A 17,779-nucleotide genomic window follows, 5' to 3' on the forward strand; every position below is an offset into this window, starting at 1 on the left:
TCCGCAGAGGTCCCATGGAGCAATTTCGTAATATCGGCATCATCGGTCGCCTGGGCAGTTCCCAGGTGCTGGATACCGTCCGCCGACTGAAACGGTTTCTGCTCGATCGGCATCTGCATGTGATCCTCGAAGACACCATTGCCGAAGTCCTGCCGGGCCACGGCCTGCAAACCTCATCGCGCAAGATGCTCGGCGAAGTCTGCGACATGGTCATCGTTGTCGGCGGTGACGGCAGCCTGCTCGGCGCCGCCCGGGCACTGGCCAAACACAATATTCCGGTGCTCGGTATCAACCGCGGCAGCCTCGGCTTCCTCACCGACATTCGCCCCGATGATCTGGAAGTCGAAGTCGCCAAGGTGCTGGACGGCCACTATCTGGTGGAAAACCGCTTCCTGCTGCAAGCCGAAGTCCGTCGGCATGCCGAAGCCATCGGCCAGGGCGATGCGCTCAACGATGTGGTGCTGCACCCGGGCAAATCGACGCGGATGATCGAGTTCGAGCTGTACATCGACGGTCAGTTCGTCTGCAGCCAGAAGGCTGACGGCCTGATCGTCGCGACGCCGACCGGTTCCACCGCGTACGCACTGTCCGCCGGCGGGCCGATCATGCATCCCAAGCTCGATGCCATTGTGATCGTGCCGATGTACCCCCATATGTTGTCGAGCCGGCCAATTGTGGTCGATGGCAACAGTGAGCTGAAAATCGTCGTGTCGAAAAACATGCAGATCTATCCGCAAGTCTCCTGCGACGGGCAGAACCACTTCACCTGCGCACCGGGCGACACCATCACCGTCAGCAAGAAAGCGCAGAAGCTGCGGCTGATTCACCCGCTCGACCACAACTACTACGAAGTCTGCCGGACCAAGCTCGGCTGGGGCAGCAAGTTGGGTGGTGGAGGCGACTGATGCTCGATCCCGCGCGCAGTTATGACCTGATTGGTGACGTGCACGGATGCGCCCTGACCCTCGAACACTTGCTCGACCGTCTCGGTTATCACAAGCAGGGCGGGGTCTGGCGGCATCCGTCGCGCATGGCGGTGTTCGTCGGCGACATCATCGACCGTGGCCCGCGCATCCGCGAGGCGCTGCACATCGTTCACGACATGGTCGAGGCCGGCCAGGCCTTGTGCATCATGGGTAACCACGAATTCAACGCGTTGGGCTGGAGCACCCCGGCGCCGCCGGGCAGCGGCAAGCAGTTCGTGCGCGAACACACCCCGCGCCATGCGCGTCTGCTCCATGAAACCCTGACTCAGTTCGAAGACCATCCCGGCGACTGGCGTGATTTTCAGCGCTGGTTCTATGAGTTGCCGCTGTTTGTCGACGCCGGACGCTTCCGGGTCGTGCATGCCTGCTGGGATGCCGGCCTGATCGAACCGTTACGTGCGCTGTTCCCCAATGGCTGCATCGATGAACACTTCCTGCAGGCCTCGGCCGTGCCGGACAGCTTCGCCTGCACCGTGTTCGACCGTCTGCTGCGCGGCACCGACATGCGCCTGCCGGATGGCCTGACCATGACCAGTGGCGACGGTCTGGTGCGTTCGTTCTTCCGCACCAAGTTCTGGGAAGACGATCCGAAAACCTATGGCGACATCGTTTTTCAACCCGATGCACTGCCCGATCCGGTGGCGCAGAAACCGCTGACGTCCAGCGAAAAAAACAACCTGCTGCGCTACGGCGTCGACGAACCATTGTTGTTCGTCGGCCATTACTGGCGCAGCGGCAAACCGGCGCCGATCCGCCCGAACCTCGCGTGCCTGGATTACAGCGCGGTGCTCTACGGCAAACTGGTCGCCTATCGTCTGGATCAGGAAACCCGTCTGGATCCGCATAAATTTGTCTGGGTCGATGTCGAGCGGCCGGAGGTGCTGCAATGAGTGCGGTGGCGGTATTACGACTGCCGTTGGCAGTGGACCTGAGCGGTTTCGTCAAGCTGCTGCAACGCATGCAGGTCCCGCATCGCGTCAGCGAGGAGGCGGGCGAGCAAGTGTTGTGGGCGCCGGCGGAAATCAGCGAAGACGTGCGCTCGCTGTACGAACGCTTCCCGGCGGGCGATCCCGAGCAAACCCTGGACATCCCGCTGGCGCAGACTTCCAGGCGTCCGGGTTTTGCCGAACAGCTGAAATACGCCAAGGCCACCGGGTTAATCCTGTTGCTGTGCCTGATCGTCGGCGGATTGACGTACCTCGGGGAGAACCTGCAAACCTTGCGCTGGCTGACCTTTCTCGATTTTCAGGTGATCGGCGAGTACATCCACTTCACGCCGCTGGCCGACAGTCTGGCGGCGGGGCAGTGGTGGCGTCTGGTCACGCCGATGCTGATTCACTTCGGCATCCTCCATCTGGCCATGAACGGCATGTGGTACTGGGAGCTGGGGCGGCGCATCGAGTCGCGCCAGGGCAGCATCAACCTGATCGGCCTGACGCTGCTGTTCAGCCTGGTGTCCAACTACGCGCAATTTGCCTGGAGCGGGCCGACCTTGTTTGGCGGCCTGTCCGGCGTACTTTACGGCTTGCTCGGGCATTGCTGGATCTTCCAGCTGCTGGCGCCGAACCCGGCCTATCGCCTGCCGCGTGGCGTGCTGGTGATGATGCTGGTGTGGTTGCTGGTGTGCATGTCGGGGCTGATCTCGATGATCGGTTTCGGCGAAATCGCCAACGCCGCCCACGTCGGCGGGTTACTCATCGGATGCTTCACCGGTTTGTTGGGCGGTTTGTATAACCGCCGTAAACTGGCGGCCTGACATTTTTCTGCAGATAAAGAGCACGGAGACCCTGATGTCCTCTTTTAACGACATGATCAACAACATCACCCCGGACATCTACGAGAGCCTGAAACTGGCCGTGGAAATCGGCAAGTGGTCCGACGGTGGCAAACTCACCGCCGAACAGCGCGAGCTGTCGCTGCAGGCGATGATTGCCTGGGAAATCCAGAACCTGCCTGAAGACCAGCGCACCGGTTACATGGGCCCGCAGGAATGTGCATCGAAGTCGATCGAAGTGCCGAACATCCTGTTCAAGTCGGATGCCATCCATTGATCGAGATTGGCCGCGGTGCAATCAGCAAGATGTCGGCGCGCCTGGACGGGCCGAACGTGCAATACGCGTTTCGTCTGGATGACGTCGAGGTGCCGGTCAACCCGTTGATCGGCAGCACGGTGCGTCTGGAGTATCTGGGGGCGATCCACTGCACCCATTGCGGGCGCAAGACCAAAACCAGTTTCAGTCAGGGTTACTGCTACCCGTGCATGACCAAACTGGCGCAGTGCGACCTGTGCATCATGAGCCCGGAGCGCTGCCACTATGAGGCCGGCACCTGCCGCGAGCCTGAGTGGGGTGAGAAGTTCTGCATGACCGACCATGTGGTTTACCTGGCCAATTCGTCGGGGATCAAGGTTGGCATCACCCGTGCTACGCAATTGCCGACCCGTTGGCTCGATCAGGGCGCCAGTCAGGCGTTGCCGATCATGCGCGTTGCCACACGGCAGCAATCGGGCTTTGTTGAGGACCTGTTCCGCAGTCAGGTCGCCGACAAGACCAACTGGCGCGCGTTGCTCAAGGGCGATGCGGCGGCGGTGGATCTGGCACACGTGCGTGACCAGCTCTTCGAAAGTTGCGCTGAAGGGCTGCAAGGCCTGCAAGAGCGATTCGGCCTGCAGGCCATTCAGACCATTGCCGATGTCGAGCCGCTGGAAATTCGCTACCCGGTCGAGCAATACCCGGCGAAAATCGTCAGCTTCAACCTGGACAAGAACCCGATTGCCGAAGGCACGTTGTTGGGGATCAAGGGCCAGTACCTGATCTTCGACACCGGCGTGATCAATATTCGCAAGTACACGGCTTATCAGCTCGCCGTGCATCAATAAGGACGCCAGCATGCGCACCGAACAACCGAAGATGATTTACCTGAAGGACTATCAGGCGCCCGAGTACCTGATCGACGAAACACACCTGACCTTCGAGTTGTTCGAGGATCACAGCCTGGTGCACGCGCAGTTGGTGATGCGCCGCAACCCGGCGCGTGGCCTGGGCCTGCCGCCACTGGTGCTCGACGGCCAGCAGCTGGAGCTGCTGTCGGTGACGCTGGCTGACCAGGAACTTTCCGAGGGCGATTACCAGCTCACCGAAAACCACCTGACTCTGCAACCGGCCAGCACAACCTTCACGGTCGATACCAGCGTCAGGATCCACCCGGAAACCAACACCGCGCTGGAAGGCCTGTACAAGTCCGGCACGATGTTCTGCACCCAGTGCGAGGCCGAAGGTTTCCGCAAGATCACTTATTACCTCGACCGCCCGGATGTGATGAGCAAGTTCACCACCACCGTGGTCGCCGAACAGCACAGCTATCCGGTGCTGCTCTCCAACGGCAACCCGATTGCTTCTGGCCCGGGCGAAGACGGCCGGCACTGGGCAACCTGGGAAGACCCGTTCATGAAACCGGCGTACCTGTTCGCGCTGGTGGCCGGTGATTTGTGGTGCGTTGAAGACAGCTTCACCACCATGACCAACCGTAATGTTGCGCTGCGTATTTATGTCGAGCCGGAAAACATCGACAAGTGCCAGCACGCGATGAACAGCCTGAAGAAGTCGATGCGCTGGGACGAAGAGGTTTACGGTCGCGAGTACGACCTGGACATTTTCATGATCGTCGCCGTCAACGATTTCAACATGGGCGCGATGGAGAACAAGGGCCTCAACATCTTCAACTCCAGCGCCGTACTGGCCCGCGCCGAAACCGCGACCGACGCCGCACACCAGCGGGTCGAAGCAATCGTCGCCCACGAATACTTCCACAACTGGTCGGGTAACCGCGTGACCTGCCGCGACTGGTTCCAGCTGTCGCTGAAAGAAGGCTTCACCGTGTTCCGCGATTCCGGCTTCTCCGCCGACATGAACTCGGCCACGGTCAAGCGCATTCAGGACGTGGCGTACCTGCGGACCCACCAGTTCGCCGAAGATGCAGGTCCCATGGCCCACGCGGTGCGCCCGGACAGCTTTATCGAAATTTCCAACTTCTACACCCTGACCGTGTACGAGAAGGGTTCGGAAGTGGTCGGCATGATCCACACCTTGCTCGGCGCCGAAGGCTTCCGTAAGGGCAGCGATCTGTACTTCGAACGTCATGACGGCCAAGCGGTGACCTGCGACGATTTCATCAAGGCGATGGAAGATGCCAACGGCGTCGACCTGACCCAGTTCAAGCGCTGGTACAGCCAGGCGGGCACACCGCGTCTGGCGGTGAGCGAGTCTTACGACGCTGCCGCAAAAACCTACAGCCTGACTTTCCGCCAGAGCTGCCCGGAAACCCCGGACAAAGTTGAAAAACTGCCGTTCGTGATTCCGGTCGAACTCGGCTTGCTGGACAGCCAAGGCAACGAGATTGCCCTGCGTCTGAGCGGCGAGGCAGCGGCGCAAGGCACCACCCGCGTGATCTCGGTGACCGAAGCCGAGCAGACGTTTACCTTCGTCGACATCGCCGAACAGCCGCTGCCATCGCTGCTGCGCGGCTTCTCGGCGCCGGTGAAGCTGAGCTTCCCGTACAACCGCGATCAATTGATGTTCCTGATGCAGCACGACAGCGACGGCTTCAACCGTTGGGATGCCGGTCAGCAACTGGCGGTGCAGGTCCTGCAAGAGTTGATCGGCCAGCAGCAGAAGGGCGAGAGCCTGAAGCTTGATCCGCGTCTGGTCTCGGCACTGCGTACCGTGCTGTCGGACGAATCGCTGGATCAGGCGATGGTCGCTGAAATGCTCTCGCTGCCGGGTGAGGCTTATCTCACCGAAATCAGCGAAGTGGCTGACGTCGACGCGATCCATATCGCCCGTGAGTTCGCCCGCCAGCAACTGGCCGAAGGTCTGTTTGAGGCACTGTGGCTGCGTTATCAGGCCAACCGTGACCTGTCGAAGAAAACCCCGTATGTGGCCGAAGCCGACCATTTCGCCCGTCGCGCGCTGCAGAATATTGCGCTGTCGTACCTGATGCTCAGCGGCAAGCCGGAAGTACTGGCGGCGGCGCTGGAGCAGTTCGAAACAGCCGACAACATGACCGAGCGCCTGACCGCGCTGGCGGTGTTGGTCAACTCGCCGTTCGAAGAGCAGAAAGCCCTGGCGCTGGCCAGTTTCGCCGAGCACTTCAAGGACAATCCGCTGGTCATGGATCAGTGGTTCAGCGTGCAGGCCGGCAGCACCTTGCCGGGCGGTCTGCAGCGGGTGAAAGCGTTGATGCAGCACCCGGCGTTCAACATCAAGAACCCGAACAAGGTGCGTGCGCTGATTGGTGCGTTTGCCGGGCAGAACCTGATCAACTTCCACGCCGCCGATGGTTCGGGTTATCGCTTCCTCGCGGACCTGGTGATCGAACTGAATGGCTTCAACCCGCAGATCGCTTCGCGCCAACTGGCGCCGCTGACCCGCTGGCGCAAATACGACGTCGCGCGCCAGGCGTTGATGAAGGCTGAGCTGGAGCGGATTCTGGCGTCGGGGCAGTTGTCGAGTGATGTGTATGAGGTGGTGAGCAAGAGTCTGGCTTGAGATCTGTGGTGGCGCTTTCCCTCACCCTAACCCTCTCCCAGTGGGAGAGGGGACTGACCGAGGTGTTTTTGCGCTATACGCCGACCTGAAAGACAGGAGTCGAACTCAGGTTTTGAATAGCCCCCAATCTGCTCCCTTTCCCTCTCTCATAGCGGGAGAGGGGACTGACCGAGGTGAATGCTTGAGTAACACCGACCTGAAAGACCGGAGTCGAACTCAGGTTTTGAATAGCCCCGATTTGCTCCCTTTCCCTCTCTCATAGCGGGAGAGGGGACTGATCGAGGTGAATGCTTGAGTACACCGACCTGAAAAACAGGAGTCGAACTCAGGTTTTGAAAAGCCCCCGATCTGCTCCCTTTCCCCCTCGCCCCCCTGGGGGAGAGGGCTGGGGTGAGGGGGTAAGATTCAAACATCACCACAACTCCCAAGCCGTACGCACAAAAAACGCCGCATTAACCCATGCGGCGTTTTCATTTTCCGAAAAATTACTTCAAATCAAACCGATCCAGATTCGTCACCTTCGTCCATGCCGCAACGAAATCGCTGACGAACTGCTCCTTCGCATCCGAACTGGCATACACCTCAGCCAGCGCCCTCAACTGCGCATTGGAACCAAACACCAGGTCAACCCGCGTCGCCGTCCACTTCACATTGCCGGTTTTACGGTCGCGCCCCTCGAACTCATCCGCATCCCTCGAAGTTGGCTTCCACTCCACGCCCATGTCCAGCAGGTTGGTGAAGAAGTCGTTGGTCAGCGCTTCGGTTTTATCGGTGAACACGCCATGCCGCGTCTGCCCGACGTTAGTGTTCAGCACGCGCAAACCACCCAACAGCACCGTCATTTCCGGTGCGGTGAGCGTGAGTAATTGCGCCTTGTCGATCAGCAGGGTTTCCGCTGCAACGGTGTATTTGCCCTTGCTGTAATTGCGGAAACCATCGGCGATCGGTTCAAGGAAACCGAACGATTCGACATCGGTTTGTTCTTGCGAAGCATCGACGCGGCCCGGCGAAAACGGCACCGACACCGACTGCCCCGCGTTTTGCGCTGCTTTTTCCACCCCGGCATTACCGGCCAACACGATCAGGTCCGCCAGCGAGATTTTCTTGCCGCCGGCTGCGCTGTTGTTGAACTCGGTCTGAATGCCTTCCAGCGTACTCAGCACCTTGTCCAGTTGCTCGGGCTGGTTGGCCTGCCAGAACTTCTGCGGGGCCAGCCGCAAGCGTCCGCCATTGGCGCCGCCGCGCTTGTCCGAGCCGCGGAAGGTCGACACGGACGCCCAGGCGGTAGAGACCAGTTGCGATACCGATAGCCCCGAAGCCAGCACCTTGCTTTTCAGCGCCGTTGCGTCGCTGTCATCAATCAGCGGATGCGTCACGTCGGGCAGTGGGTCCTGCCAGAGCAATTCCTCTTGCGGCAATTCCGGGCCGAGATAGCGCGAGAGCGGACCCATGTCGCGATGGATCAGCTTGTACCAGGCGCGAGCAAACGCATCGGCGAGTTGATCGGGATTGGCCAGGAATCGACGCGAAATCTGCTCATACGCCGGATCGAAACGCAGCGCCAGATCGGACGTCAGCATGGTCGGCGAGAGCTTCTTGTTCGGGTCGTGAGCGTGGGGCACGGTGCCGGCACCGGCGCCGTTTTTCGGTTGCCACTGGTTGGCGCCCGCGGGGCTCTTGGTCAATTCCCACTCGAAGCCGAACAGGTTTTCCAGGTAGTTGTTGCTCCACTGCGTCGGCGTGGTGGTCCAGGTCACCTCCAGGCCGCTGGTGATGGTGTCGGCCCCTTTGCCGGTGCCGAAGGCGTTTTTCCAGCCCAGGCCTTGTTGCTCGAGGCCCGCCGCTTCCGGCTCGGGGCCAACATTGTCCGCAGGCCCGGCACCGTGGGTTTTACCGAAGGCATGACCGCCAGCGATCAACGCCACGGTTTCCTCGTCGTTCATGGCCATGCGGCCGAACGTTTCGCGGATGTCCTTGGCCGAGGCCACCGGATCCGGATTGCCTTCAGGGCCCTCCGGATTCACATAGATCAGGCCCATTTGCACGGCAGCGAGGGGATTTTCCAGGTTGCGTTCGCCTTGGTCGGTGCGGCTTTCTTCGCGGCCATGCAGATCCGGCTCCGCCACCAGCGTGCCGTCGCCGGGCTCCTGCACCGGGCCGTTGCTCTTGCCGTAACGGTTATCGCCGCCGAGCCACTCGGTTTCTGAACCCCAGTAAACGTCTTCGTCCGGCTCCCACACATCGGGACGGCCACCGGAGAAGCCGAAGGTTTTGAAACCCATGGATTCCAGCGCGACATTGCCGGTGAGCACGATCAAGTCAGCCCAGGAAATGTTGCGGCCATATTTCTGCTTGATCGGCCACAGCAGGCGCCGGGCCTTGTCGAGGCTGACGTTATCCGGCCAGCTGTTCAGTGGGGCGAAACGCTGTTGGCCGGAACCGGCGCCACCACGGCCATCAGCAGTGCGATAGGTCCCGGCGCTGTGCCAGGCCATGCGCACGAAGAGCGGGCCGTAGTGGCCAAAGTCGGCCGGCCACCAGTCCTGGGAGTCGGTCATCAGTGCATTGAGGTCTTGTTTCAACGCCTGGAAGTCCAGGCTCTTGAAGGCTTTGGCGTAGTCGAAGTCCTTGCCCAACGGATCGGACTTGGGCGAGTGCTGACTCAGGATTTTCAGATTGAGTTGATTCGGCCACCAGTCACGGTTCGTCGTACCACCACCGGCGGCGTGGTTGAACGGGCATTTCGATTCGTTTGCCATGTTCGGATCCCTATCAGGTCGTCTACGGCCGGCTCGTGCCGACTTCGGACTAGTAAGGCTAGACCCGAGTTGGCGAGTCGGCTAATAGGTCGAGTATTGGAGAGTGATAGCGAAACTCTTTTACCTATCAACCATTTCTTTGCCGGTTTTTTGTTTGTTATCGCTAATGGTTCTAAAGAACTGTCATTTATTACAGTGGTGAAAATCGGGTGAGTGATTTAATTTTTTATCTGAAGTATGAGGTTATTGTTAGTTTGACTTGATGGATTTAAAAGGAGTAATTGCCATGTTGCAAAAGTGGAAGGCGTTGGTTGGAAGTAATAAAGGAAAAACCAGTGGGCATCTTCGTGGTTATATGGAGAATGGTGAACAATTTCTTGATAGTAAAACTGTTGATTACCTGCGTGCGGAATCGCATGAGTTGATAATCGGGAGTCAGCAGTTAGACGACAACTTTGATCAGAATTGGGTAGCTTTTTCTCTGCCGAATGATCTGCCTGAGAACCAGCCTAATCATGTTGTTCTACTTCATCATAATTCCTTGGAGTGGGCGTTTCACATTAAAGATACATATTATAAAGTTGATGAGGGAAGTGTGACCTTCTCATATAAGCCTGGGAAAGGCGGCGTTTTCGGAAAATTTGATTTTACCTCTGGAGCGACCAAAGTGAGGGGGGATTTCGATATATGGAATAAGTGAAAATGCAGGCAGGGTGTATCAATACCCTGCCTTCCATTAAATGAGAAGCTCGTAATGGTGAATCAAAGCGTACGACACACTTCCGGATTCGTGATTAGCTTGTACTCCTCTCATCCTCCGGCACTTCATCCAGCAAATCCTCCTGCCCCGGCAACTCGGTAATCACACTGAAATCCGTCACTTCAACCGCACCCAATCCATACCCCAGCAAATGGAAAGAAAACGCTTTGCGCTCTTGCGGGTTGTCGAAGCTGAAGTTCATTTCCAGTGGCTGGTCGGCGGTTGCCACCATCTCCTGCGGTAGGCCAATCTGCACGTCCTGCTCAAACTCCTTGGCCTTGAGCTGAATGTACGCCGCCTGCTGCGGATCGACCGAGCGCACGGTCAGGCGTACGCGGGTGTGCGAGCCTTTGGGCATTTCCAGGTATTGCGCGCCGATCAGGTTGTCGGCCCAGTCATCGTTGATCTGCGCCTGCAGCGGGATGATGTTGGTGCTGCCGAACTGATAGCGATGATTGAGCGGCGTGCGCAGCAGCGACAAATCCAGAGCGTTGGCCCGGGCGGCGATCTGCCGGGCCGGGTGGCCGCTGTAGTTGCCTTTGTAGAGGGCGCTTTCGGCGATGAACCCGGCACTTTCGTAGTAGCGGCAACGGCGCGGCATGTCGCACTCGGAAAAGATTCCCTGACCGTTGTGATAGCGCAGCTTGCCGTTGGTGAAGGACATGATTTCGCGGCCGCTGTCGTAGTCGCGAAACAGCGAACGGCCGCTCAGCGCGGAAGGCACCGGCAGGTCGAAATAGTCGAGGATGGACGTGCTCAGATCGACGTGGCCATACACGCCTTTGTTGAGCCGTGGCAGTTGTTCCTGCTCCGGCGCCAGGATCAGACTGAAACCCCACGACGACGCCAGGCGCACACCGTCGATGCCGTGGGATTCATCCGAAGTGATCACCACCAGCGTGTCTTTCAGAACACCTTGGCGTTCGAGACCGCTGAGGAATTGCTCCAGCGCATCGTCGAGATAACCGACGGCCGCCTGTTTCGGCGTTTCGTAGCGCTCCAGGTAGTCCTCGGGCGCGGAGTAGGGCTGATGGGTGCCGACGGTCAGCAGCGTCAGCATCCACGGCTGTTTGTGTTTTTTCAGTTGGCCGACGTAGTCCAGCGCGCCTTCGAAAAACGCCCTGTCATCCTTGCCCCAAGGGAACTCCAGATAATTGCTGTTGGTGAACCATTCCAGACCATGGGTCGCATCGAAACCGATGTGCGGCATGATCTTGTCTTTGGCCATGAAGCGTAGCCCGGCGCCTTGCAGATAGTGCGTGCTGAAGCCATGTTCACGCAGTTGCGCCGGCAGGCAGGCCTGATTGCGCTCGTTGAGGGTGAGCATCTCCACGCCCTTGGGCGTGCCGTTGTTGAGTTTGTCGTAATCGCCGCAGAGCATCGCGTACAGACCGCGAATGGTCTGGTGCGTATGCAGCACGTAATCCGGGGTGTTCATGCCGCGCTCGGCCCAGCGGCTCAGATTCGGCATCAAGTCTTCCTGATAGTGGCTGCCGATGGCTTCGCGGTTGGCGCGCAGGTAAGCACCGGGAATGCCTTCGAGAGCGATGATCAGTACGTTGCGCGCTTGTCCCGGCGCGGCGAGCAGTTTCTGTCCGTTGAGATCTACATCGGTAAGTCCGGCCATGGCCGGCGCGGGTTCTTCGACATCGCCGTCCAGCCATTCCTCGGCCTCAATCTGCAGATCGGCGACTTCGCTGGCCAGCAATTGGTGCGGCAGGTTGTACTGGCGCCACGGATCCGCTTCGCTCGGCCACAGATTTTGCGCACCCCAGTGTGCGGCGAACAACACCAGCGGTGCGCTCCAGGCCGCGCGGGGCAGGGGCGGACGCGGTATGCCGCGACCGGCGAACTGGGTCAGCAACCAGATCGACAGGGCCAGCAGCAAGGTGATGCCCAATGCCGGGTGCGCCAACCCGCCACCGGAGGAGTTCTCGACGAACTGCGGATCGATCAGGTAATGGATATCCGAAGGCGTCGGCAGACGCCCGACGGCGCTGACCAGTTCCGCGGTCGCCACCGCCAGCAATCCCCAGAACAGCAGCACCGGCAAGGCCAGCCACCACGCCCGACGATGCAATAACAGCACCAGCAGGCTGCCGATCGCCAGGTCCGACAAGTAACCCAGCGGCGTCGACCAACCGAGTGCCGCACGCAGGCACACTGGCACCACCAGCACCAGAACCATAAGGGAAAAGAGGCGGGCATACGGCTGCCGCAACCGGTTAAAAAGAGCGCTCACAAAAAAGACCTTCCAGCCATTAAATCGTCATAAAAGTGTGCGCGATGATACCAAGCGCGGACTGTCGGATCGCCCTTTTAAACGCGCAACCGATGCGCTGGTGCGCGGGCCGCAGAAGGTCTGCAGCCCTGATCGGCTCTTGGGTCACAGGGTAATCGGGGGATGTTGTCGCCAGCGGCTATATTGTTTCAGGCTGTTTAAACAGCCGAGTCCTCACTGAGACCTGCTGTAAGAGTGGCTGACCGCTGCGATCCTTTGATCTTGTCTCCAAACCTCGGAACCTAAAGCTTGCAGCTTCCTTTCGGCCAACAACCCGTGCTATCGATATGCGATAAAGATATTTAATTTATGTTTTTTATAGCGATAAAGTCAGGCCTTTCAGCACACCACCCCATGCTGCGAGGTTGTCATGGCCACACCGTTCAAACGTTCCGCACTGACTCTGATGGCCGCATCCCTGGCCGCGAGCGCGTTGTTCAGCACCGGCGCTCAGGCTGAAGGCAAGATCAGCATCGCCCAGCAATTCGGCATCGGTTACCTGATTCTCGATGTGGTGCGCGATCAGAATCTCATCGAAAAGCACGGCAAGGCGCAGGGCCTCGACATCAAGGTCGACTGGAACAGCATCTCCGGCGCCACGGCGATGAACGAAGCGTTGCTCACCGGCTCGCTTGACGTGGTTTCCGCTGGCGTGCCGCCGATGCTCACCGTGTGGGATCGCACCAAGGGCAAACAGAACGTCAAAGCCATCGCCGCACTGGGTTCGATGCCCAACTATCTGCTGACCAATAACCCGAACATCAAAACGCTCAAGGACTTCACCGACAAGGACCGGATTGCCGTGCCTGCCGCCGGCGTGGGTTTCCAGTCGCGCACCTTGCAGATCGAGACCGCCAAAGAGTTCGGTGACGCGCAGTACAAGAAATTCGACGACATCTCAGTCAGCCTGCCGCACCCCGATGCGACGGCAGCGCTGATTGCCGGCGGCTCGGAAATCAACTCGCACTTCTCCAGTCCGCCATTCCAGTACCAGGCCCTACAGAATCCCAATGTGCACAAAGTGCTGAGTTCCTATGACGTGCTCGGCGGTCAGGCGACGTTCAACGTGCTCTACACCACGGAAAAATTCCACGACGATAACCCGAAGACCTACAAGGCCTTCTATGACGCGCTGGCCGAAGCCGAGAAGATCATCAAGGCTGACAAACCGGCGGCGGCTCAGGCGTACATGCGCGTAGAGCAGTCGAAGTTGCCGCTGGCGCTAGTGGAGCAAATCGTCAAAGACCCGGAAATTGATTTCACTGTGGTGCCGCAGCGTACGTTCATCTACGCCGAGAAATTGCAGGAACTGGGCGTGCTGAAGAACAAGGCCGACAGCTGGAAGGATTACTTCTTTGAAGAGGCCCATGGTGGTGCGGGGAGTTGATCGAACAGGGGCAACGTGTGTTGCCCCTTTTTCCATTCAAGATTCGCCATCATCAAAAATGCTCTCAATCGGCAGCTCGAACGCCCGGGCAATCTGAAAGGCCAATGGCAGGCTCGGGTCGTAGCGTTCGTTTTCGATAGCGTTGATCGTCTGGCGTGACACGTTCAGGCGTTCCGCCAGATCAACCTGGGACCACTTGCGCTCGGCGCGCAATTCCTTGAGGCGGTTTTTCATTGGTAGCGGCGTCGCGCAATGTGCAGGCCGACAATCCACATCAGCCCCATCACCGGCCACACACACGTCCACGGAATATGCGGGGCGCCGACGTTTTCCAGAAAACCGTAGCTGAAGGTCAACAATGCCGAGGCGGCGAAGGCAAAACCCAGCGCTTCGAACTGGATGCGCAGATGCATTTCGTCCATGCGCCGCATGTTCCGCACGATGGCCCAACACATCAGTCCTGCCGGAATGATCGGCGTCAGTGCGACGGCCGAGCGCAGCACGAGGTGCGCGTCCATCAGGTATTGCGAGGCAATCAATGATGCTGTCAGCACCAGCATGTAGAGGATTAAGGCTGCGCCCAATTCGAGGTGGTACCGGCTCATTCTTCACTTCCTATGTAAAAGACCCTTTACATGTTTGCTGATGTTGTTTCCGATGTAAAGCACACTTTCCATCAGGCTGGTTGCTTCAAACATGTTCGAGCCGGATAACTTGCAGCCGGGTTCACGCTTTCTGGACAGCGTAGTAGCCACTCAGTAGCATTCGCCTCCAACGGATTTTCCCTTCGCACGTCGTCCGACGTGGAACGCTCAAGGAATCGACATGCGCGACACTCCCACTGACTCACAACGAACGGTCGTGACCCTGGTCAACGGTGAGATTCGCTGTGACACCCAGATCAGTTTCAGCTCCGTATCGCTCGTCGATGGCGAAGTTCGTGTGCATCGAGCTGAAGGCAATCAGATCGAGGTGCCTGTGCCCGGGGCGGACTTCGCGCTGCGCTTTGATCTGCAGGGGATGCAAAAAGTACCGGAGGCGCCACAGACGCCGGTCGAACCGGTGCCTGCCGACGGCAGTTTGAAGTTGTTCAACTCGAAAACCGTGTGGATCACACTGGCGCTGTGGTTCTTCGTGAGTTCGGTGTTCGGTTGGCTGGGGATTGTAGTGGCAGGCGGATATTTCGCTTACCACTGGCGTCAGGTGACGAAGCGCAAGGAACAGTTGGCCAAGGCGACCGTCGTTGAACCCGTGACCCGTTCCAGCTCAGGGATGTCACGGGAAAGCGTGCGCAACGCATTGGCCCGCAAGCGTTAATTCGGCGCACATCAGAAACAGAAAAGGGGCGGCCTGATCATCGATCAGGCCGCCCCTTTTATTGCCGCTCAGTCAGATCAGTGCATTTTGCTGTGATCGTGACCTTCCATGTTGGTCAGCGCGCGAACCGGTGCTTTCACCTCGATGGTTTCTTTCTCGCCCTTGGCGTTTTCCACGGTCAGGGTCAACGGCACTGTTTCGCCTTCTTTCAACTGGCCGGTGAGGCCCATCAGCATCACGTGGTAACCGTTCGGATCAAGCTTGACTGCTTTGCCGGCCGGCAGGTCGACCGATTTCACCGGGCCCATGCTCATCACGTCGTTCTTCATCGACATTTCGTGAATCTGCACATCTTTGGCCATGGGGGTCGCAACGCTGAGCAATTTGCTGTCGCTGTCGGCGGTGAGGGTCATGAACGCACCGCTGGCGGACTGGGTCGGCACGGTGGCACGGACCCAAGCGTCATCGACCTTGGTCGCTGCGGACGCCTGGAACGCCAGGCCCAGCAGCGAAAGACCGATGACAGCGCGTTTGATCTGGTTCAGAACAGGTTGCATCAGCAAACCTCCATAACAGTAAGCAAATCTTCCGTGCATTGTTCTGCCGAAAGCGAGGTGGACAGACCCAGGCGCAGGCCGCCATTGGAGTCGTAAACGTAACTGGTGGCAGTGTGCGAGATGGTGTACGTGTCGCCGGCCGGGACTTTCTCGTAGAACACGTCGAATTCCTTGGCCGTGGCTGCCGTTTCCTCGAGCGTGCCGTACAGCGCAACGAACGTCGGGTCGAAGGCTTTCATGTAGGCGTCGAGGATTTCCGGGGTGTCGCGCTCGGGGTCGAGGGTGATGAAGATCACCTGCAAGCGATCGCCATCGGCGCCCATCAGTTTCTTGATTTTCGCCGCGCGGGCGAGGGTGGTTGGGCAGACTGCCGGGCATTGGGTGAAGCCGAAGAACACCATCGGCATCATGCCGCGGAAGCTCGACAGCGTCATGGTTTCGCCATCGGTATTCTTCAGTTTGAAGGTGCGCCCCATGATCTTGTTACTCAGATCCTTGCCGTACTTGTACGACAGTTGGCCGCGGGTGTCGCAGCCGGCGAGCAGGCCTAGCCCGAGCACGCCCATTCCCGCAAGCACCTTGCGGCGAGTCAACAAAGCCGTCATCTAATACCGCCTTTTGCAGCCCGTCAGTCTGCAGGACTGGCGGGGGGTTAACCGTAAAAGCGGCGCATGATACCAAACTGAAGGCAGACGCCGGCCACGGATCGCCGCACGGCACAGGATCGCGCGACAAAAGGTGTAAGAAAAAGTGACTACGGCTTACTGCACACGCGATCCATCGGCGCCCCAGCCGCCGCCCAGCGCGGTGTACAGATTGACCTCGGCGACCAGTTGCGCCAGGCGATCGGTGATCAGACCTTGCTGCGAATTGAACAGTGAACGCTGCGCGTCGAGGAACGTCAGGCTGCTGTCGACGCCATTCTGATAACGGTTCTGCGCCAGGTTGTAGTAAGTCTGCGTGGCCGCGACCAGATCGCGCTGCGCCTGCAATTGCTGCTCATAGGTGCTGCGCGCGGCGAGGCCGTCGGCAACTTCCTGAAACGCGGTTTGAATCGATTTTTCGTATTCGGCCACCGCCACATCCTTCTGCAACTTCGAATAATCAAGACTGGCGCGCAAACTGCCGGCATTGAAAATCGGCAGGCTGATCTGCGGCTGAAAGGTCCAGGCACCCGAGCCGCCGCCGAACAGCCCGGACAGATCGCGACTTGACGTGCCGGCATTCGCCGTCAGGCTGACACTGGGGAAAAACGCCGCCCGCGCCGCGCCGATATTGGCGTTGGCGGCTTTGAGTTTGTACTCGGCCTGCAAAATGTCCGGGCGCCGTTGCAGCAGATCCGAGGGCAAACCGGCGGGCAGTTGCCGGACCAGCTCGCTGGCCAGTGGACGGGCGGGCAGTGACTCGGGCACCGGCGCGCCGACCAGCAAAGTCAGGCTGTTCAAATCCTGGGCGACCTGACGCTGATAGCGCGCGAGATTGGCCCGGGAGCTGTCGACGCTGGTCCGCGCCTGCGCCTGCTCCAGCGCCGACGACTTGCCAGCCTCACGGTTGCGGGTGGTCAGGTGCAGGCTCTGTTCATCGGCGGCGAGGGTGTCGCGGGTCAGTTCCAGCAGCTCCTGATCGGCGCGCCAGGTCAGGTAGGCGTTGGCGACGTTGGCCACCAGACTCAGCTCGGCACTGCGCCGCGCTTCTTCAGTCGCAAGCCAGGTTTGCAGCGCTTGCTCGCTGAGGCTGCGCACGCGGCCGAAGAAGTCCAGCTCATAGGCGCTGATCCCGAGGTTGACCGAGTACGTCGAATTGATCAGTGCTTTGCCCTGGGTCACGCTCGGTGGCAGGCGCTGGCGTAATTCATTGGCATTGGCCGACACCGCCGGCAGCAGGTCGGCGCGCTGAATGCGGTATTGCGCCTGGAAAGCTTCGACATTCAGTGCCGCCACGCGCAGGTCGCGGTTGTTGACCAGCGCGCTTTCAATCAGTTGTTGCAGCGCCGGATCAGTGAACAGCGTGCGCCAGTCCTCGCTGCCCGTTGCTGCCTGCGTAACGGTCGGATATTGCCCCGCGCTGGGTGAAGCGGGGCGTTGGTAGTCGGGGATCAATGAACAACCGCCCATCAGCATCGCCATGGACAGCAGGGAAAGTCGCAACTTCAACATCGAACTGCCTCATGCATATGAAGAGCGTTG

16 protein-coding genes are annotated in these 17,779 nt (G+C 59.3%); 9 read left to right on the forward strand and 7 right to left on the reverse strand.

The window, feature by feature from the left end; all coding sequences use genetic code 11:
• Nucleotides 1-14 precede the first annotated feature (14 nt).
• From ACM6IV_RS06835 to pepN, 6 genes are read left to right on the forward strand one after another with little or no spacing between them, the layout of a single operon-like run.
• Nucleotides 15-905, forward strand: a complete 891-nt coding sequence (locus ACM6IV_RS06835) for an NAD(+) kinase (RefSeq protein WP_414869274.1) — start codon at nucleotides 15-17, stop codon at nucleotides 903-905.
• The gene (locus tag ACM6IV_RS06840; RefSeq protein WP_414869275.1) at nucleotides 905-1,876 is read left to right on the forward strand and encodes a metallophosphoesterase; all 972 of its coding nucleotides are present in this window, start codon (nucleotides 905-907) and stop codon (nucleotides 1,874-1,876) included. Before ACM6IV_RS06835 ends, ACM6IV_RS06840 begins: the two co-directional genes overlap by 1 nt.
• Nucleotides 1,873-2,742: a rhomboid family intramembrane serine protease gene (locus ACM6IV_RS06845; protein ID WP_414869276.1), complete on the forward strand. Its 870-nt coding sequence runs from the start codon at nucleotides 1,873-1,875 to the stop codon at nucleotides 2,740-2,742. The genes ACM6IV_RS06840 and ACM6IV_RS06845 overlap by 4 nt, the downstream gene beginning before the upstream one ends.
• Before the next feature lie 34 nt (nucleotides 2,743-2,776).
• Complete coding sequence (locus tag ACM6IV_RS06850) at nucleotides 2,777-3,037, forward strand: YeaC family protein (RefSeq protein ID WP_007919229.1); 261 nt, start codon at nucleotides 2,777-2,779, stop codon at nucleotides 3,035-3,037.
• Nucleotides 3,034-3,864 (forward strand): DUF2797 domain-containing protein, encoded by an 831-nt coding sequence (locus tag ACM6IV_RS06855; RefSeq protein ID WP_414869277.1) that lies wholly within the window; start codon nucleotides 3,034-3,036, stop codon nucleotides 3,862-3,864. The genes ACM6IV_RS06850 and ACM6IV_RS06855 overlap by 4 nt, the downstream gene beginning before the upstream one ends.
• Before the next feature lie 10 nt (nucleotides 3,865-3,874).
• Nucleotides 3,875-6,532, forward strand: coding sequence for an aminopeptidase N (pepN, locus tag ACM6IV_RS06860; RefSeq protein WP_414869278.1), 2,658 nt, complete (start codon nucleotides 3,875-3,877; stop codon nucleotides 6,530-6,532).
• A gap of 485 nt (nucleotides 6,533-7,017) precedes the next feature.
• On the opposite strand, the gene katG is transcribed toward pepN, so the two are convergent.
• Nucleotides 7,018-9,291 carry a catalase/peroxidase HPI gene (gene katG / locus ACM6IV_RS06865; protein ID WP_414869279.1) on the reverse strand — a complete coding sequence of 758 codons (2,274 nt, stop codon included), beginning with the start codon at nucleotides 9,289-9,291 and terminating at the stop codon, nucleotides 7,018-7,020.
• Between the two features lie 286 nt (nucleotides 9,292-9,577).
• Here katG and ACM6IV_RS06870 point away from each other — a divergent pair, with 286 nt between their 5' ends.
• A complete protein-coding gene (locus tag ACM6IV_RS06870) occupies nucleotides 9,578-9,991 on the forward strand; it encodes a hypothetical protein (RefSeq protein WP_414869280.1) in 414 nt (137 codons plus the stop codon).
• Nucleotides 9,992-10,085: 94 nt separating this feature from the next.
• Here ACM6IV_RS06870 and ACM6IV_RS06875 read toward each other — a convergent pair whose 3' ends face one another.
• Entirely contained in the window at nucleotides 10,086-12,293 is a 2,208-nt protein-coding gene (locus ACM6IV_RS06875) for an LTA synthase family protein (protein WP_414869281.1), read from the reverse strand.
• Nucleotides 12,294-12,702: 409 nt separating this feature from the next.
• Between ACM6IV_RS06875 and ACM6IV_RS06880 the strand changes: the two genes are divergently transcribed.
• Nucleotides 12,703-13,719 carry an ABC transporter substrate-binding protein gene (locus ACM6IV_RS06880; RefSeq protein ID WP_414869282.1) on the forward strand — a complete coding sequence of 339 codons (1,017 nt, stop codon included), beginning with the start codon at nucleotides 12,703-12,705 and terminating at the stop codon, nucleotides 13,717-13,719.
• Between the two features lie 36 nt (nucleotides 13,720-13,755).
• Here ACM6IV_RS06880 and ACM6IV_RS06885 read toward each other — a convergent pair whose 3' ends face one another.
• Nucleotides 13,756-13,953 (reverse strand): helix-turn-helix transcriptional regulator, encoded by a 198-nt coding sequence (locus ACM6IV_RS06885; RefSeq protein ID WP_101159038.1) that lies wholly within the window; start codon nucleotides 13,951-13,953, stop codon nucleotides 13,756-13,758.
• Nucleotides 13,950-14,324: a hypothetical protein gene (locus ACM6IV_RS06890; protein WP_414869283.1), complete on the reverse strand. Its 375-nt coding sequence runs from the start codon at nucleotides 14,322-14,324 to the stop codon at nucleotides 13,950-13,952. Before ACM6IV_RS06890 ends, ACM6IV_RS06885 begins: the two co-directional genes overlap by 4 nt.
• 256 nt (nucleotides 14,325-14,580) lie before the next feature.
• On the opposite strand from ACM6IV_RS06890, the gene ACM6IV_RS06895 reads away from it, so the two are divergent.
• Nucleotides 14,581-15,036 (forward strand): hypothetical protein, encoded by a 456-nt coding sequence (locus ACM6IV_RS06895; RefSeq protein ID WP_414869284.1) that lies wholly within the window; start codon nucleotides 14,581-14,583, stop codon nucleotides 15,034-15,036.
• A 77-nt stretch (nucleotides 15,037-15,113) separates the two neighbouring features.
• Here the strand turns inward: ACM6IV_RS06895 and ACM6IV_RS06900 are convergent, their stop codons facing one another.
• The 3 genes from ACM6IV_RS06900 to ACM6IV_RS06910 form a co-directional block, all read right to left on the reverse strand.
• Nucleotides 15,114-15,593 carry a copper chaperone PCu(A)C gene (locus ACM6IV_RS06900; protein ID WP_414869285.1) on the reverse strand — a complete coding sequence of 160 codons (480 nt, stop codon included), beginning with the start codon at nucleotides 15,591-15,593 and terminating at the stop codon, nucleotides 15,114-15,116.
• A complete protein-coding gene (locus ACM6IV_RS06905) occupies nucleotides 15,593-16,198 on the reverse strand; it encodes an SCO family protein (protein WP_007915980.1) in 606 nt (201 codons plus the stop codon). The genes ACM6IV_RS06900 and ACM6IV_RS06905 overlap by 1 nt, the downstream gene beginning before the upstream one ends.
• A 156-nt stretch (nucleotides 16,199-16,354) precedes the next feature.
• On the reverse strand, nucleotides 16,355-17,749 hold the full coding sequence (locus tag ACM6IV_RS06910; RefSeq protein ID WP_414869286.1) for an efflux transporter outer membrane subunit: 1,395 nt from the start codon (nucleotides 17,747-17,749) through the stop codon (nucleotides 16,355-16,357).
• Between the last annotated feature and the right edge of the window lie 30 nt (nucleotides 17,750-17,779).

Source organism: Pseudomonas sp. IT-347P, from assembly GCF_949768005.1.
Taxonomy (GTDB): domain Bacteria; phylum Pseudomonadota; class Gammaproteobacteria; order Pseudomonadales; family Pseudomonadaceae; genus Aquipseudomonas.

What these genes read in the sequence shown, in the direction of transcription:
- katG (WP_414869279.1), bottom strand. Translation starts at nt 9,291, where the DNA reads ATGGCAAACGAATCGAAATGCCCGTTCAACCACGCCGCCGGTGGTGGT.
- ACM6IV_RS06845 (WP_414869276.1), top strand. Translation starts at nt 1,873, where the DNA reads ATGAGTGCGGTGGCGGTATTACGACTGCCGTTGGCAGTGGACCTGAGC.
- ACM6IV_RS06870 (WP_414869280.1), top strand. Translation starts at nt 9,578, where the DNA reads ATGTTGCAAAAGTGGAAGGCGTTGGTTGGAAGTAATAAAGGAAAAACC.
- ACM6IV_RS06885 (WP_101159038.1), bottom strand. Translation starts at nt 13,953, where the DNA reads ATGAAAAACCGCCTCAAGGAATTGCGCGCCGAGCGCAAGTGGTCCCAG.
- ACM6IV_RS06850 (WP_007919229.1), top strand. Translation starts at nt 2,777, where the DNA reads ATGTCCTCTTTTAACGACATGATCAACAACATCACCCCGGACATCTAC.
- ACM6IV_RS06900 (WP_414869285.1), bottom strand. Translation starts at nt 15,593, where the DNA reads ATGCAACCTGTTCTGAACCAGATCAAACGCGCTGTCATCGGTCTTTCG.
- ACM6IV_RS06835 (WP_414869274.1), top strand. Translation starts at nt 15, where the DNA reads ATGGAGCAATTTCGTAATATCGGCATCATCGGTCGCCTGGGCAGTTCC.
- ACM6IV_RS06890 (WP_414869283.1), bottom strand. Translation starts at nt 14,324, where the DNA reads ATGAGCCGGTACCACCTCGAATTGGGCGCAGCCTTAATCCTCTACATG.
- ACM6IV_RS06910 (WP_414869286.1), bottom strand. Translation starts at nt 17,749, where the DNA reads ATGTTGAAGTTGCGACTTTCCCTGCTGTCCATGGCGATGCTGATGGGC.
- ACM6IV_RS06840 (WP_414869275.1), top strand. Translation starts at nt 905, where the DNA reads ATGCTCGATCCCGCGCGCAGTTATGACCTGATTGGTGACGTGCACGGA.
- ACM6IV_RS06905 (WP_007915980.1), bottom strand. Translation starts at nt 16,198, where the DNA reads ATGACGGCTTTGTTGACTCGCCGCAAGGTGCTTGCGGGAATGGGCGTG.
- ACM6IV_RS06880 (WP_414869282.1), top strand. Translation starts at nt 12,703, where the DNA reads ATGGCCACACCGTTCAAACGTTCCGCACTGACTCTGATGGCCGCATCC.
- pepN (WP_414869278.1), top strand. Translation starts at nt 3,875, where the DNA reads ATGCGCACCGAACAACCGAAGATGATTTACCTGAAGGACTATCAGGCG.